The 15,595-nt window shown below is 46.1% G+C and carries 15 protein-coding genes; 13 read left to right on the top strand and 2 right to left on the bottom strand.

Translation table 11 applies throughout. The annotated features are described in order from the left end of the window. Positions 1-130: 130 nt before the first annotated feature. Positions 131-1,852 carry a hypothetical protein gene (locus K9N57_08640; GenBank protein MCF7804243.1) on the bottom strand — a complete coding sequence of 574 codons (1,722 nt, stop codon included), beginning with the start codon at positions 1,850-1,852 and terminating at the stop codon, positions 131-133. Between the two features lie 1,583 nt (positions 1,853-3,435). Between K9N57_08640 and K9N57_08635 the strand changes: the two genes are divergently transcribed. The 9 genes from K9N57_08635 (at position 3,436) to K9N57_08595 (ending at position 12,397) form a co-directional block, all read left to right on the top strand. Beyond that, positions 3,436-3,681, top strand: coding sequence for an AbrB/MazE/SpoVT family DNA-binding domain-containing protein (locus K9N57_08635; protein MCF7804242.1), 246 nt, complete (start codon positions 3,436-3,438; stop codon positions 3,679-3,681). Further along, positions 3,675-4,013, top strand: coding sequence for an endoribonuclease MazF (gene mazF / locus K9N57_08630; protein ID MCF7804241.1), 339 nt, complete (start codon positions 3,675-3,677; stop codon positions 4,011-4,013). Before K9N57_08635 ends, mazF begins: the two co-directional genes overlap by 7 nt. A gap of 777 nt (positions 4,014-4,790) precedes the next feature. Then, positions 4,791-7,169, top strand: coding sequence for a polysaccharide biosynthesis tyrosine autokinase (locus K9N57_08625; protein MCF7804240.1), 2,379 nt, complete (start codon positions 4,791-4,793; stop codon positions 7,167-7,169). A 1,260-nt stretch (positions 7,170-8,429) separates the two neighbouring features. After that, the gene (locus K9N57_08620) at positions 8,430-8,831 is read left to right on the top strand and encodes a four helix bundle protein (protein MCF7804239.1); all 402 of its coding nucleotides are present in this window, start codon (positions 8,430-8,432) and stop codon (positions 8,829-8,831) included. A gap of 216 nt (positions 8,832-9,047) precedes the next feature. Continuing rightward, positions 9,048-9,734, top strand: coding sequence for an adenylyl-sulfate kinase (cysC, locus tag K9N57_08615; protein ID MCF7804238.1), 687 nt, complete (start codon positions 9,048-9,050; stop codon positions 9,732-9,734). 978 nt (positions 9,735-10,712) lie between these two features. Then, entirely contained in the window at positions 10,713-10,943 is a 231-nt protein-coding gene (locus K9N57_08610; protein ID MCF7804237.1) for a hypothetical protein, read from the top strand. Next, positions 10,933-11,328, top strand: a complete 396-nt coding sequence (locus K9N57_08605) for a DUF6516 family protein (protein MCF7804236.1) — start codon at positions 10,933-10,935, stop codon at positions 11,326-11,328. The genes K9N57_08610 and K9N57_08605 overlap by 11 nt, the downstream gene beginning before the upstream one ends. Positions 11,329-11,798: 470 nt before the next feature. Continuing rightward, positions 11,799-12,023, top strand: a complete 225-nt coding sequence (locus K9N57_08600; protein ID MCF7804235.1) for a DUF433 domain-containing protein — start codon at positions 11,799-11,801, stop codon at positions 12,021-12,023. 23 nt (positions 12,024-12,046) lie between these two features. Further along, a complete protein-coding gene (locus K9N57_08595) occupies positions 12,047-12,397 on the top strand; it encodes a DUF5615 family PIN-like protein (GenBank protein ID MCF7804234.1) in 351 nt (116 codons plus the stop codon). Between the two features lie 118 nt (positions 12,398-12,515). Here K9N57_08595 and K9N57_08590 read toward each other — a convergent pair whose 3' ends face one another. Beyond that, on the bottom strand, positions 12,516-13,097 hold the full coding sequence (locus K9N57_08590; GenBank protein ID MCF7804233.1) for a hypothetical protein: 582 nt from the start codon (positions 13,095-13,097) through the stop codon (positions 12,516-12,518). Between the two features lie 305 nt (positions 13,098-13,402). Between K9N57_08590 and K9N57_08585 the strand changes: the two genes are divergently transcribed. The 4 genes from K9N57_08585 to K9N57_08570 all read left to right on the top strand — a co-directional run bounded on the left by K9N57_08585 (position 13,403) and on the right by K9N57_08570 (position 15,415). After that, positions 13,403-13,717 (top strand): nucleotidyltransferase family protein, encoded by a 315-nt coding sequence (locus K9N57_08585; GenBank protein MCF7804232.1) that lies wholly within the window; start codon positions 13,403-13,405, stop codon positions 13,715-13,717. Beyond that, the gene (locus K9N57_08580; protein ID MCF7804231.1) at positions 13,710-14,102 is read left to right on the top strand and encodes a DUF86 domain-containing protein; all 393 of its coding nucleotides are present in this window, start codon (positions 13,710-13,712) and stop codon (positions 14,100-14,102) included. The genes K9N57_08585 and K9N57_08580 overlap by 8 nt, the downstream gene beginning before the upstream one ends. Positions 14,103-14,753: 651 nt before the next feature. Continuing rightward, positions 14,754-15,005, top strand: coding sequence for a hypothetical protein (locus K9N57_08575; protein ID MCF7804230.1), 252 nt, complete (start codon positions 14,754-14,756; stop codon positions 15,003-15,005). Beyond that, positions 15,002-15,415, top strand: coding sequence for a type II toxin-antitoxin system VapC family toxin (locus tag K9N57_08570; protein ID MCF7804229.1), 414 nt, complete (start codon positions 15,002-15,004; stop codon positions 15,413-15,415). Before K9N57_08575 ends, K9N57_08570 begins: the two co-directional genes overlap by 4 nt. The last annotated feature ends 180 nt before the right edge of the window (positions 15,416-15,595 follow it).

Here is a 15,595-nt window from a genome sequence, read left to right as displayed (position 1 = left end):
ATAGTATAAACTAAAAATTATTTGAAGAAATGTTCAGGTATCCCTATTAATCAAAGAATTCCCCGAGGTCTCTGCCTCGGGGTAGTTTATTATTAAGCTCTCAATTTTGATATTGAAATGATTGCAACAATTAAATATCAAACCTGACCTGTAGAGAATACAAATTATAATTTTCATCTTTTTCCCACCGTCTGGCAATGCCTAGTTCGGTCCGGAAGACGTTGGTTAAATCGTAACTCCAGGAGAGACCCAATTCCCGTGAAGTCCGGATATCGCCAACTAGCCATCCGGTACTGTTGTCCAGGGCAGGATCTCTGTGCATATAATTTTGGTTTGGATCATTGCCAAGGGGATAATAGTCGTTATCCCCCGGTTCGTTAGGATTTGTGCCGTCCTTTAACTGCTCGAATTGAACCGCAAGGTGTTGCCGGGCGTCGAGCCACCACCGGTTTTCGATATGCAGCAGCTGAGAGTTCGGCCCGGCGTAAAAACCCAATCCCCGGCCATTATGGGTGTAAGTGCCGTATAACGGAACCCGATGCGTATACACCCAGGGCCGGACTGCCGTAAATTCTACGGTGAGATCTGTTGGGCGCCAGCCGATATTCGGAGTCACAAGCAATCCGCCCTGTATGATCCATTGGTTGCGGTAATAATCTTTGAAGATTTTGTCCAGCTGGAGCTCATCGATCATCAGAGTACCGTAGAGCTTGACTCCATCAATGGGATAATATTCACCCTCAAAGTACCAGAGAATATTGTCCTGATTTCGGACCGTCAGGTTGTGCTGCACCGGCCACAGGAAGACGGTGGGGATAAAGTAAATAAGTTCGGGATCGCGGTCGCCGTAGACCAGCATCTCGGTGAAGGCTCCCTGGAATTTGTCGGACAAAGCAAATTCCCAGCGATGTCCCACAAGGTATTTTTCGCCGAAGGTGACGCTGCCGGTCTCCGGATCGGTTTCCGCCGGTTCCGCCGGGAGGATAGACCCGTGAAAGAACGAGAACCGAAATTGCCGGATCATTTTTGACCAGCTGATAAAGGGGAAGGGATCCACATTATTGGATAAAATAGTGGAATGCTGTGAATTACCCCACACAAGAGGCTCCGAGGCCAAAGAGAACCGGCCGAAATTAGAAGTATACTGGACATAAGCGTTAGCATAGTCAAAGGAAAATTCCCGATCAAAACCAAAGCTGCCCTCCCGGCCACTTGCTAGAAACCCTCCCTTATACTCATCCGGGGGATTGTTAAAGTTTTTGTCATATTGTACATCAAAAATTCGCGTGTCGCTATAGAGGCTGAAATTTTTCCCAAGTTGCATTGCAAGCCGATACGAGTGTTGGGTTAACAGCCTGTTTGTGGAACCTTTCCTCTCATACCGCCCCATTTCATTCCAGTCCAGCCAGATTAGATTATCGTTCTCCTCATACGTGACTAGGTGCAATTCTTCCCTGGACGGTGAATACTGAAACGCTTCTTTGAATGCGTGGGCAAATGTCTTCATCGAGCGGAACGTGTGATAAGTGCTCCGGTCTTCTGATATATGGAAATGCCGATCCTCCGTCAGCTCATACCGATAATCCGCCAGGTATTCGTCCAGAATCTCTTTTTCGATCCTGGAGAGTTCCGGGCGTTGCTCGTCAAGGCGTTGTAATTGTTCGGCAATATAATCACGCGTCAGCGGCCGGGTGTCGTCCATGTAGCCCGGCAGTAAGCCACGAGTGGCCATGCGTTCCAGGTAATCGTAGACGGGATCACCACTGCGAACGTGGAGCTGGGAACTGTGGCCGATATTGAATACCACCAAAATCAATATTAATCCGATAAAAATTGATTTTCCGACGCGCATAAGGCTCCATATAGTTGAGTTTGAATCGAAGAAAGGTAATAAATATAGCTTATCCAAAAAACTACAAATACATGCCTTTTCATTGATTCTGGGCACTTTTTTTTCCCGACGGATCGGGACAGGTAGAAAAAAAGTGCGAAAAAAACCCGGCGGAGAAAACTGGTTTGAAACCGCGTACGGTTCACTTCAGGTGAGAACCAGACCTGTGCCGATTTGAAATGCTCGGAATCTATGATTTCGTTAGCATTTCATTGTCGGTAAACTCCCTTCGGTCAGACAGCTGGTTCTCACTGTCTTCCCTCACCAGCCTCACCAGAGATGCCTCCCGGCAAGGCTCCTTCCGGAGCGCTCACCGAGCGGTTGAACAAACCAGTTTTCAAGGCCGATAAAAGAGCGGGGTTTCTGCTTTAAAAAGATACTTATTTTTATAGTTGGTTTTTCGAATGGCCTCCAAAATTATCTTGGCAGCCTTGACTTTTTGCCCACTTTTTTGTCAAGAAAAAAGTGGGAGGAAGTTGTGGGTTTTCGCCCCAGGTAATCGTAAACGGGATCGCCGATGCGAACGTGTAATTGACTGCCAAAAACACGACCATATCCGATTGCAATCAATATCAGGCAAATAACTCCAGCAGCGATTCGTTTTCTGAGATGCTTAAATCTCCATTGTACCGATTACGCAGTGAATTTTAACGATGTAACAATTTCAGATTTCCCGCAAAACAGGAAAAAAGGTGTGTTGTGAACCAGGATTCCACTAATATTCCTACTTTGTTCAGAATCACAACCGGAGTCCTGATGGAGAAAGCGCGCAATAACCCGCCCCTCCGTTCTGCAAGGCAATTGGATTTGATGGATAATCTTATAAACCTGATGGCACCGCCGGGAACGGTAGCGAGTTACTTCAAAAATGATAATAATTATTAATTCTGATAAAAAAAGGGGCTAAAGCCCCACAAAAGTTAAAAATGCTTCAAATACCCCGGCATAAATGCCGGGGCTATTCAAATTATTCCGATTTATGAATAATTCCGTTTAGAAATAAGGACAATATGATAATGTAATTCCACGACTTCCATTCATCAGACCATAGTTCACAGCACATTTTCTTATCATCAATGCGGTAATCAGATAGAAAATGTGCTTTTTTTGTGTCCCGCCGTAGCGGGATGGATGAATAATTTTCCAGAGGGATTTCGCCCAGACTCCATCCCCGGACGGAGACGTGCAAGGAACGCGGGCTGTGAAGTCGGGGGGCTTCATATTTTGTAGGCTTTCTGATAGAATTAATAAGGGAACAAACCTAATGGCCCAAGTACACCGGCAGCCTGTTGCAATGTTTCGGCATATCCAAATGATCTGGAGAAGTGACCCAAACGTCGAAACACCTACCAAACTCAGATTCCCCGATCTGGCCCTCGAAAATACACTTGGCGTGAATTGTTGGGAAAACCAACGTAAAACTCCGCGGCTAGTGCTGTCCGTTGCAACGGAGGACAGGTTGAATGCCCGAAATAAGCCTTGCGGGCGTATATACAAAATGATACTTTTAAGCCGAAGTTTAAATAACTCATGAGGACAGACCCATGTATACTACTAATATCAAAAAATGGGGAAACAGCTTAGCGGTGCGTATTCCAAAACATGTCGCCGAGGAATTACATATAGACCAGCATACGGAAGTTGATCTCCAGGTTGCCGAAGGCGAACTCCATATTAAACCCAAAGCGGTACCCCATTATTCGCTCGACGATCTCTTATCCCAAATCTCCGCTGAGAACACCCATGGTGAGATTGAAACGGGGACGCCTCAAGGGAATGAAACATGGTAGCCAAACAGTATGTCCCAGACTGCGGAGACCTCATTTGGTTGGAATTGTCTCCACAAACCGGACACGAACAATCGGGACATCACCCGGCAATCGTGGTTTCCCCAAAGTCGTACAACGCAAAAGTTGGACTCACCATTTGCTGTCCGATCACCAACCAGCAAAAAGGGTATCCGTTTGAAGTGGTTCTCCCGAAATCTACACAAGCCACGGGTGTGATTCTCTCCGACCAAGTCAAAAGTCTCGATTGGAAAAAACGACAAGCACAATTTATGGAAAAAGCGCCAGATTCAGTGCTTAATGAGACACTCGGCAAGATTCATACACTGCTCTAATTTTCACCTACGCGGGCATTCAATCTAACCTGAAAATATTCATGAGTTTTAACAGATGAGCCTAGTCAAAAATGGGGCTGAAGCCCCTGAAACGTTTGGTGAGGGCTTCGTTTCCCCGTCCCGTCCGGACGGGGCTATTCAAATATTTTCCAATTTCAAGATATTACCTAAACAAGAAAACTACTGGTTCCTTTTTAGACCGAGCTCACAAATGATTACCGGGTATCGAGTTGACCTCTGTATTTTCAAGGGGTTAGGAGCATTTCCGGAGTCTATCCTTCCCCATAGGGATCTCTTCCTGGGCGATAAACTCAGTTCCGGAAGGAATCTCTGGTGAGAGATGACGCCACGGTGTGGCACTCTGAGCCCGTCGTGAGCACGTGACCACTGACTGGCCGGGTCGAACGACCTGTCGAAGGGTGGCAGACTCCGGGTCAGAATGGTTTGCGGAGTTTTCTGGAGTGCAGCCAATGAAAAATTCACGAAGAATACAGGCTAACTAAATTGAAAACTCATGGAACTTCACTTGGGTTATTCATCTATAAAAAATTGTGGCACTCTCTAATAGAAATATGAACGTTGATTGAAAATGAAACGCAGAAACGATCAAGTGAAAAGGGACAGAAATCATGCAAATACAAAGAATTTCCCTGCAAATCCGGCATTATTTTATCTTTAAAATATTGTGCCATCCTAATATGAACGACATTAATTGACCCGATATCTGGTATTTTATCTACTTGAATTATCTGTTTTCCAAAACTATCTTGGCACACTATGAACAATAACGGCGTACAAAACTCGCAAAACGGCTATTTCCCTGAAGAAGAGCAGGTCTCCCTCCAGGACTATATCCGAGTACTTTACCGGTATCGGTGGCTGATCATCCTCAGCTTTGTGGTGATACTCACCGGGACTGTTTGGTACACTTTTACGACGCAGCCTATCTATGAAGCGTCAACGACCATCATGATCAAGAGCGAAAAATCGAACATGGAAGATCTGTTCGTGGGGCCGGTTTACAGCGGCCAGAAAGAATTGAACAACCAAATTGAATATCTCAAGAGCCGAACTCTTTCTGAGCAGGTTATCGAAAACCTGGATAACACGAAATACGCTGATTCCCTGTATGTGCTGGGAACCGCGGGGGAAATGAAAGAGAGTTTTCTCAGTAAAGCAAAAAAGCTACCCTATGTTGTCTATAACTGGCTCATTGGGAAAGAGGTTGAGGAATCGACTGCGGAGTCCTATGAAGAGCGAATACGCCGGTTGGCATCACGGTTACGGGGTTGGATGACCGTCGAACCGGTGCGGGAGACCGACGTTATCAAGATCAACATTCAGGCGCCTGCCAAGCGCGAAGCAGTGCTCATCGCAAATACGATCGCCAATGAATATCATAAGCAGAACTTGCAGATTTCCCGTGGTGAAGTGAGTCAGGTCAAGCAGTTCCTGAATGACCAGCTGGAGAATGTGGAAGACAATCTGTTCCAGGCCGAAGTGGCTCTGAAGGATTACCAGCAGGAGGCCGAGGTCGCTGCACTGGACAAGAGTACGGAGAGCCTGATCGAACAGCTCTCGGAGGTGGAGAGCAATTACAATAGTGTAATCGCCGAACGGCAATCATTGGAAACCCGGCTGGATTATCTCAAGTCTCAGTTGTCCGATCAGGAAAAGAAAATTGTCGGCGACATTTCGGATATCAATACCCCATACGTCAAAGCGCTTCGGGATTCTCTGGCAAGTAAACAGGTCAAGCTTACCGTCATGCGGACCAATCCGGACATTCCACCGGATCATCCGGGGATCCGGAAGGTGGAAGCGCGAATTGCGGAGTTAGAACAGGAGGTTCGCAGGGAAACGCAGCGGCTGATCAACAAAGGGATGGAAGTTGCCGATCCGCTGAGCTACAGCCAGGAGATGATGAAGGATATTCTGAACCTCCAGGCGCAGATTGTGACACTACGGTCCAAGGAATCGTTCCTGGGCAGCGTGGTGAAGGAGTATAATAGTCGGTTGGAGAGCCTGCCGCAGAAATCGTTGCGACTTGCAAGACTGAAACGGGATCAGCAGGTCAACGAGAAACTGTTTCTCCTGATGAAGACAAAGTATGAGGAGACCCGGATCACCGAAGCGGGGCAAATCGGGAATGTCCAGATTATGGATCCTGCCGTGCCGCCGAAAAGTCCGGTGAAGCCAAACAAAAAATTGAATCTGTTGCTGGGGATGCTGCTTGGCGCCGGGCTCGGGGTTGGATTGGCCTTTACGCTGGAGTATTTGGATAACACGGTCAAAACCGCCGAAGATCTCGAGCGAATGAACCTTCGGGTGCTCGGAATGGTGCCGGTGATTGATAACGATGAACTCATGGAGAAGGCCGAAGAGTTGCTGAAAGAGAATGGCGAAAGTAAGTTCAGCCGGGAAGGGCAGCGGATTGAGCAGCGGCTTGTTACGCATCTTGATCCGAAAAGCCCGGTGTCCGAAGCGTACCGGACACTCAGGACAAACCTCCAGTATATTACGCCAGATGAACCTCTTAAATCGATCCTGGTTACCTCCGCCGGCCCCGGTGAAGGAAAATCCACGACTGCCGCTAATCTGGCTATAACCATGGCACAGATGGGGAATAAATCCATACTAATCGATGCGGAACTCCGTCGTCCGGTTGCACATAAGATTTTCCACCAACCTCGAACTCCGGGGCTGACCGATGTTTTGATGCAGGAGATGTCCTCAGCGGAGGTAGTCAAGGAGACCGGGATTGAGAACCTTGAGATCATCACCAGCGGCAATTTACCGCCGAATCCCTCGGAACTCCTGGGCTCCAAATATATGCAGAATTTGCTGGAGGAATTGAGCAACAAGTATGATCGGATCATTCTGGACAGTCCGCCGGTGATTGCCGTTACCGATGCGGCCGTGCTGTCCACGGAAGTGACCGATACAATGATCGTGGTTTCCTCAGGCAATACCGATCGCAAGGCACTGGAGCGAGCCAAAAAGCAGATCTCGGATGTGGGGGGAGAGATCGCCGGATCGTTGCTGAATAATGTGAGACGCGATAACGTGTACGGCTCCTATTACTATTATTATCAGTATTATTACTACTCCGGAGATGGTGACAAAAAGCGGAAACGACGCCACCGGAAGGCATGATTCTCATCTCCCGCGTGTCAGTGAATTTCCTGACTGGGCTACTGGAATGGCAACACTCTTCGATATATTCAGAGCACCGTTGTGATCTATCCCACATGGTGAATTTTTCCAGATATTTCCCGATTGACTCCAATAGAACTGCCTCGTATTTTCTTCACTCTCTTGAGAAGGATATCAAAGATATTACCTCACAAACAGGATCCGAAGAAACACCTGATGTGACATCTATAAAAAACACTGATTCCATAACAAAACCGGGCTTAAACTTATTGGGCGCATCTGTGTAGCGTGGGGCACTGACGACGGGGAGAGGTAAAAAGATATCTCAGGATGATGTCTGAATGAGGCCGTGGATGTGAAGGGCATACGGCTGTGAGTGAAAGTAAAACTTGTTGAGAAAAACCACCGCTTACCATAGAATGCACTATGGGAGTGAGGTGGCGAAGCCGCATCCGAGAGTCAGTTTTTTTGGTTGAATTTTCCTTAAAATCACATGATATACTTTAAGTTCCTGTCGGTTTGAAAAGGCTGGCGGTTCGCTTCATGGGAGAACCAATGCTCGCTCATCAGAGACCTCTTCCGGGGTTACACCGGTTTCCCCCTACTTTTATCCGGCCACCCCGTAGGGATCCCCATGGGATAAAAGTAGGCTCCGAAAGAGGGCTGCTAATCACGCCAATGGCGAGAAAGCATCCCTAATCGGAGCAGGCAAAAGGGCCGGCCCCCAAAACTGGGTTGAACACGGCAAGCAATATATGAGAGGAAATTCAGTTCTATTGCACGTTTTGCCATTGCCACTTCCGAATATGAAAAACTGTTTTTCTCCGTACTTTTTTAAAAAAAGTACCAAAAAGCCGGTTGCCCTATTTGTTTCTAGAACTACTACATTGCCCCGCCTATCAGAACCCGAAACTCCCTTTGGTCAGACAACGGGTTCTGATGACGGCGTGCCAACAGAAGTTCTACAAAACAAATAGCGAGACCGATAAAAACGACACAGTGATCATTTCTTGGTTGTTTATCGCCTTGAATTTTTCCCCACTTTTAGCGTCCAAGTGTTCCGCACAAGCGTTTCAAGGCAAAAGTGGAAATAAAAGGGATATTGAAAAAGTTTTGAAAATGATACAGACTTCAAAAAGTTACAAATTCCATTGGAATACCGTTTTATTATCAAGATTCACCTGATTACATTTACTGATGCTTTGAAAAAGCACAAGTGAAAAGGTAAAAGGAAAAAATAAAAAAAGAAAAAACTGAACCATGAAAAAGGTCCAGAAATCCAATGACGAGAAAGAACCCAGGGACCTTGAGGAACGAACATTTAAATTCGCTGTTACAATTATCAAGTTTTTACGTAAACTCCCGTATTCAAAAGAAAATGATGTTATCAAATATCAATTGGCAAAATGTGGAACATCAATTGGTGCGAATTATGAGGAAGCGCAGGGGGCTTTTAGTAAAAGCGATTTTAAATATAAAATTGGCATTTGTTTCCGGGAATCTAAGGAAAGCAATTATTGGCTGAGAATCATCAAGGCAGCGAATATAGCGAAATCAGAAGAAATAGATTATTTGGTAAATGAATCAAAAGAATTGAAAAATATTTTTGGCAGTATTGTTAAGAAAATGAATGATAAAGAAAAAGTGAAAAGAAAAAAGTGAAAAGGTAAAGGTGAAAAAATAGAAAACAAAAAAGCCGGTAGACCAACAAACGGTTAATTTTCGAAACAAAAATTTTCTCCAGTAAATCGGAAAACACAGGCTGTTACTTTTTCCTTTCTACTTTTAACTTTGAGTGATGAAAACACAGGTTGTTGCTTTTTCCTTTTCCCTTTTTACTTTTCACTTTCAAGACAAGAAACAAAGGAGTTTCAAACGATGTCAAAACAATCACCAACTAGTAGCAACGTAACCTGGCATTCCACAAAAGTCACCAAACCCATGCGCGAAAAACGCAACGGACACCGGGGCGCAGTCATTTGGCTGACCGGACTCTCCGGCTCCGGGAAATCCACCCTGGCGATAAACCTGGAGGAAGAGCTTTTTACGCTTGGGTATCATACGTATGTGCTTGATGGCGACAACGTCCGCCACGGACTTAACGGCGACCTGGGGTTTGCCCCGGAGGATCGCGAGGAGAATATCCGGCGTGTCGGTGAAGTGGCCAAACTGTTTGCCGATTCCGGATCCATCGTTATTACGGCGTTTATTTCCCCATACCGCAAGGATCGCCAACGGGTGCGCTCCATCATGGGTGAGGGCGACTTCATCGAGATTTTCGTGGATGCCGCTCTCGAAGTTTGCGAAAAGCGCGATCCGAAGGGCCTCTACAAAAAAGCACGCGCCGGGGAGATTAAGAATTTCACAGGCATCGATGCCCCCTACGAAGAGCCGGAGAATGCGGAAATTATCGTGGACACCGGCGAATTATCCGTCGCAAAATCGGTCAACTTTGTGGTGGACGAGCTACATGAGCATCAGATTATTGATAAAAATATCGAGCATGCGCTCAACCTCAATAAATCGGAAAATGGGGGATTGAAGGAGAAGGTGTACTCCGACTAACAAATCTGTCCACGAATTACCCGAATGGATACGGAAAAACCTGGCTGCGCCGTATGTTTCGAGAACTTTCTCACCAGAGACCCCTACGGGGCTACACCATTTTTCCCCTACTTTTTGCCCGCCACCCCGCAGGGATCTCCATGGGACAAAAGTAGGCTCCGAAAGAGGGCTGCTAATCACGCCAATGGCGAGAAAGCATCCCTAATCGGAGCAGGCAAAAGGGCCGGCCCCCAAAACTGGGCTGAACACGGCAAACAATATATGAGAGGGAATCCAGTTCTATTGCACCTTTTGCCACTTCCGAATATGAAAAACAGTTTTTCTCCGTACTTTTTTAGAAAAAGTACCAAAAATCCGGTTGCCCTATTTGTTTCTAGAACTACTACATTGCCCCGCCTATCAGAACCCGAAACTCCCTATGGTCAGACAACGGGTTCTGATGACGGCGTGCCAACAGAAGTTCTACAAAACAAATAGCGAGACCGATAAAAACGACACAGTGAACATTTTTTGGTTGTTTATGGCCTCGTTTTCAATTTTGGGCACCGCTGTGGCGAAATGAGGACAGGCAGAACCGGCTGTTTGATCGGAGGGAGTTCTACCGATAATGCATTGGCAGCCACAACAAGTTGTGGGCCACTGCAAATCGGCACAGGCGGTTCTGCCCCGAGTGAGCCATATCAGCGGTCAAAATTGAAAACATCGCCTTGATTTTTTCTCCAGTTTTAATGTCCAAGTGTTCCATGCAAGCGTATCAAGACAAAACTGGAATAAAAAAAGATGAAGAATGTCGGGCCAACGGCCAGAGGTGCTGTCATTACAAAGGCCTACATTACAAAGGCCTAAATGTGACGAGAAAAAGTCGTTCCATTCATTCCAATCCACTCATTACACTTATCAACGAGGTGGCATGTTAAAGACGTGCAATAGGAATAATTGATTTATGTGTATCTGTAATATAACCGAAGAGAAAGAAGAATGAAAAAAACACGGACACAATATGATACTCCTGTTGATGCGCTGATTGCTGTGACCAAACAGCTCCATACCTTTGAGATGAAGTATAAACTCGAGTCGGAAGCATTCTACGATGAATTTAAAAAAGGCAAGCGTGGTGACGCGCAGGACTTTATTGAATGGGCGAATGCGTATCAGCATTACCTGGCTTTGCATCATGAGTTAGAAGAACAACTCAGCCATGTTGCATGAAATACTCCAGGGCTATCTTGAGACAATTGCGCACGCTATCGACACACTGGATTCAATCTACGTGGAAAAGTACGAAGAAGAAATCCTCACTCCAAATCGGTGTAATGTGCGGATTCGCATCCGATGGAGTGCTGGGGATCTGCTCGAAATAAATGAAGCAGTGATTGTAACCGGTGGCATATTACACCACCTGAATTATCGATACCATTTTCAGGATGCGACCAATACAATGCATTTTCGGTATGACAACAGTCCACATCATCAAAACATTGCTTCGTTCCCCCATCATAAACATACACGGGATGGAGTAGTTAAAACAGAGCAACCTGCTCTGCCAGATGTGATAAACGAAGTAAAAGATATTGTAGAGTCACAAGAAAATTAAACCCAACGGGAAAAAACAAGTAGACGTGTGCGATCTGTTGAACCCCACCGGGGGGCACCATTTTCCCCCTACTTTTATCCGGCCACCCCGGAGGGATCTCTGGTGAGGAGATGCCTTCCGGCAAGACTCCTCCTGGGGCTACACCGCGCTGGCCAATAGAACCCGAAACTCCCTCGTTCTTTGTATGTCCCCTTTTTCCTTGATGAAAAAGGGGACAGAAAAAATCAATAAAACTTCGAACTCACGCCACCGTCAGGTGAGCACTTTCCCATTTATGATTCAGCGTAGTAAGATCGAGACTCAACCAGATGTTTTCTGGGGCGCTCAGACAGCGAAGTTTTCGTTAAAAACCCAGAAAATCTCGTGTTGTCGTTTCCGGACATATTCCTTGATTCTTTCAGGAACTTTAAGCACCATCCTTTATGGAGTGGTTGTGAGAGGAGGAAGAAATGCAAAATACTTCAACCTATATAAATCGGATCGTCATTGATCCGGAAATTCATTTTGGGAAGCCTTGTGTTGCCGGTACGCGTATTCGTGTTGAGAACGTGTTGGAACTCATCGATGAAGGCATTCCATTTCAGGAAATCATCGACCGGTATTATCCCGAACTGGAAATAGACGATGTGAAGGCCTGTGCAAAGTATGCGACAGACCTGGTGCGGGGTGAAGAAATTTCGCCTGAACTCACCTGATGTAATTTCTGGTGGATCAGGATGTGTATCACGTCACCGTGCAGTGGCAAAGAGAAGCCGGTCATGATGTAGTCACCGCCAGTGAGCTCGGGATGGAACGCGCCACAGACCGTGAACTTTTACATCGATCCCAGCAAATGGAACAACTTCTTATCACGCGCGACAAGTATTTCGGTACACTCGTATATTTGGAGAGATTTGAAGCAGTTGGAGTCATTCTTTTACGGATGCTGCCAACAAATATTGATGAGGTACATTCGGAATTTGAACGACTACTTCATGAACATTCAGATGAGGAACTACAACACTTGCTCTGTGTAGTGGAACCGCATCGATATCGTAAACGAAGGTTACCTGGAAATACGGACCATTGAAAACATCGTCCATGGTCTGCTGTTGATGGTAGGTTGAAGGAGAAGGTATATCCCGGGTAAGACAATATTGTCATTCTGAGCGCAGTCCGGCAAAGTCGGACGGAGTCGAAGAATCTCGTTATTTCTTATGGTTGTTTTTGAATACCTTGTAGAGTCCCCTTTGGGAAAACTGGTTTGAAAACGCAAAGAAATATGTGAGAGGAACTTCAGTTCTCTTGCACCTTTTGCCACTTCCGAATATGAAAAACTGTTTTTCTCCGTACTTTTTTAAAAAAAGTACCAAAAATCCGGTTGCCCTATTTGTTTCTAGAACTTCTACATTGCCCCGCCTATCAGAACCCGAAACTCCCTTTTCAATGCACTTTTTTTTAGAAAAAAAGTGCGAAAAAAAGCCGGCTGTACCGTTTGTTTCTAGAACTTCTACACTGCACTGGCTACCAAAACAAAAACTCCCTCGCTTCGCTCGGTCAGACAGTTTGTTTTGCTGACGCCAGCGCAGCAGAAGTTCTACCAAACAAACGCCAAGGCCGATAAAAATCGATAATCTTGTGTTGTAGTTCAGGGCCTCGCTATTTATTTTGGGCACCGTTTCGATGAGCGGAGGACAGCCAGAACCAGCTGTTTGAGGGAACGGAGTGACCGAGTTCTGGTTCTGGCCCGAAGCGAATCTTGAAACGGTCAAAATAAATAGCACAGCCAAGGCGTTTTGCTCCTTTTGCGCCAGTCAAAAGGAGGGATAAAAGGGGAGATAAAAGAGGTTTGGAAAAACTCCTGAGGTTGGGTTATCCAAAAAACTCAAAAACACCGACCTCACCCTCCGGAAGGAGTCTTCTCACCAGATATCCCTATGGGACTGGTGAGACAACCCCTCTCCTCAAATTCCCAAAGGGCCTCCTCCCGGAGCAGGAGCAGGGCAAAAAACTAAAGCAAAACCAGGAAGAGTAGCAGAAATAAAGATCTTGCCTTACATTAAGACGACAAAGACTTTAATCCGGGAATAATTCTATGAAAACCACAACAGCCTCTGTGCCGAACATCAAAGATATTCGCAAAATACTGCAGGAGCACAAAGACGAACTCTATCAAAAATTTGGTGTCACGCATGTTGGCTTATTCGGCAGTTATGCCCGCGAAGAGGCGACGCCAGCCAGCGATATCGATATAGTCGTCGAGATAGAGAATCCGGACCTGTTTATTATGGCTGCGCTCAAAACGTATTTGGAGGAATTACTCAAACGGGAAGTTGACGTTGTCCGCCTCCGGCATCATATGAATCCATCGTTAAAAACCCGAATAGAACACGAAGCAGTGTATGTCTGAACAGGCATTGGTCCCTGAACTACTCCACAACATCCGCTGGGCTATTGAACAGATTCAACACCGCAGTAAATATGTCGAGACCTATGAAGACTTTCTTGCAGATGATAAGGGCCGGGAACGGCTTGACAGTATCTGTATGCAATTCATCAACATCGGCGAGGCGTTGAAAAAGATCGATCAACTGACTTCCAATGAGTTATTGCAGCAATATCCTGATATCGATTGGCGGGCGGCAAAGGGAATGCGTGATGTAATTACCCATCATTATTTCGACATTGATGCGGAGGTGGTGTACCGTACTATCCAACACCAATTGCCAAAACTGCTAGAGACGGTTAGCAAAATGATTGCTTACCTCGAAGCGAAAAGCCACGACAGCAAATAATCCGATGATCGGTCATTAAATAATGCAACAAGCGGAACAACCTGTCCACCCAGGCAGGGACTCCTCCCGGAGCTACACCGTCCTGCCTATCAAAACCAGAACTCCTCCGCTTCGCGTCGTCAGACAGCTGGTTTTGAAAACGGCAGTCCGGCAGATATTCTACCAAACAAATTGAGAGGCCGATAAAAAAACCCATTAATCTTGTGTTGTAGTTCACGGCCTCGCTATTTAGTTTGGGCACCGTTTCGACGAACGGAGGTAAAAATTTCTGTTGTCTGACGGAGCGAAGCGACGGAGTTTCAGGAATTTTTCGGAGTGAGTCGCCAAACGGTCAAAATAAATAGCGCCGCCTTGACCTTTTCGCCCTTTTGGGTCAAGCCAAAAGGGCAATAGAATGGGGAAGATAAAAGTGGTTTGGCAAAACTCCTGAGGTTGAGTTATCCAAAATACTCAAAAAATCCCGACCTCAACCCATACCCCTCTCCTCGAACTCCCGGAAGGCACTCTCACGGAAGGAGTCCTATGGACCTCCCGGAGCAGGAGAGGGACTGAAAGCCTGGAAAAATTGGGTTTTATTCTATGGCTTGGGATAGTTACATTTCTTCAGAGTACGAAACCGTAATAGATTGAAGAAATAACGAAAAGGAATCTGTGGCTAACCATATGCTCACCAAAGAAATTGTCATTGAAAAACTGGCGCAATTGGAACAAGAAATCGATGACTTGAAAAAAGCGGTAGAAACACTCCCAACCCTGTCTGACCAGGAAAGTACACAGTCCTTTCTCCAGAAATGCACAGGGTGGCAGGATGATCGGTCTGTCGAGGACACCATTCGGGAGATCTACCAGGCGCGAACGACTACCACACGAGGTGCTGAGGCGTTTTGGAGCAATTCTGAGTGAAAGAAACACTCAGATATCTGTTGGACACTGATACCTGTATTTATCTGTTGAATGGGAATCCGCAAGTAAAAACCCATGTGTCTGAATCTGGTGTCGCAGCGCTGGCAGTGTCTATTCTGACCATTAGCGAATTGTATTTTGGCGCCTATAACTCCTCCAGGGTTGATGCAAATATCCAGCGGATTCATGATTTCCTGACCCCACCGGGCCCTGAGATATTGTCCTTAAGCCAAACGGCGGCACAATATTTTGGTGAACTGAAAGCAGATCTCCATAGTAAAGGACAACCCGTGGGAGATATAGATTTGCTCATTGCAGGCATCGCAAAAGAATATCACCTCACCGTGGTGACTAATAACGAGAAACACTTCCAGCGAATCCCGGATTTACAGATTGCCAATTGGACGTAAGTCGAACCACCGGGCAAGGGTATGCCTACTCTTGCAACTAATTCATTGCACTTTTTTCCCCCGACAAACTTGTACTAACCCCGACCAGTCGGGGAAGTACTCGTAGATCGGGACAGGTAGAAAACCTCGTAGAGATCCCTACGGGAAAAGTGCGAAAAAAATCCGGCTATGCCATCCGGT

This window comes from Candidatus Neomarinimicrobiota bacterium (assembly GCA_021734025.1).
Taxonomy (GTDB): Bacteria; Fidelibacterota; JAANXI01; order JAANXI01; family JAANXI01; genus JAANXI01.
Note: the sequence above shows the minus strand (reverse complement) of the source record. Positions and strands in the feature narration are given on the sequence as shown.

Bases quoted from the DNA above. Each gene is read 5' to 3' on its own strand.
- K9N57_08640 (MCF7804243.1), bottom strand. From the start codon at position 1,852: ATGCGCGTCGGAAAATCAATTTTTATCGGATTAATATTGATTTTGGTG.
- K9N57_08635 (MCF7804242.1), top strand. From the start codon at position 3,436: ATGTATACTACTAATATCAAAAAATGGGGAAACAGCTTAGCGGTGCGT.
- mazF (MCF7804241.1), top strand. From the start codon at position 3,675: ATGGTAGCCAAACAGTATGTCCCAGACTGCGGAGACCTCATTTGGTTG.
- K9N57_08625 (MCF7804240.1), top strand. From the start codon at position 4,791: ATGAACAATAACGGCGTACAAAACTCGCAAAACGGCTATTTCCCTGAA.
- K9N57_08620 (MCF7804239.1), top strand. From the start codon at position 8,430: ATGAAAAAGGTCCAGAAATCCAATGACGAGAAAGAACCCAGGGACCTT.
- cysC (MCF7804238.1), top strand. From the start codon at position 9,048: ATGTCAAAACAATCACCAACTAGTAGCAACGTAACCTGGCATTCCACA.
- K9N57_08610 (MCF7804237.1), top strand. From the start codon at position 10,713: ATGAAAAAAACACGGACACAATATGATACTCCTGTTGATGCGCTGATT.
- K9N57_08605 (MCF7804236.1), top strand. From the start codon at position 10,933: ATGTTGCATGAAATACTCCAGGGCTATCTTGAGACAATTGCGCACGCT.
- K9N57_08585 (MCF7804232.1), top strand. From the start codon at position 13,403: ATGAAAACCACAACAGCCTCTGTGCCGAACATCAAAGATATTCGCAAA.
- K9N57_08580 (MCF7804231.1), top strand. From the start codon at position 13,710: ATGTCTGAACAGGCATTGGTCCCTGAACTACTCCACAACATCCGCTGG.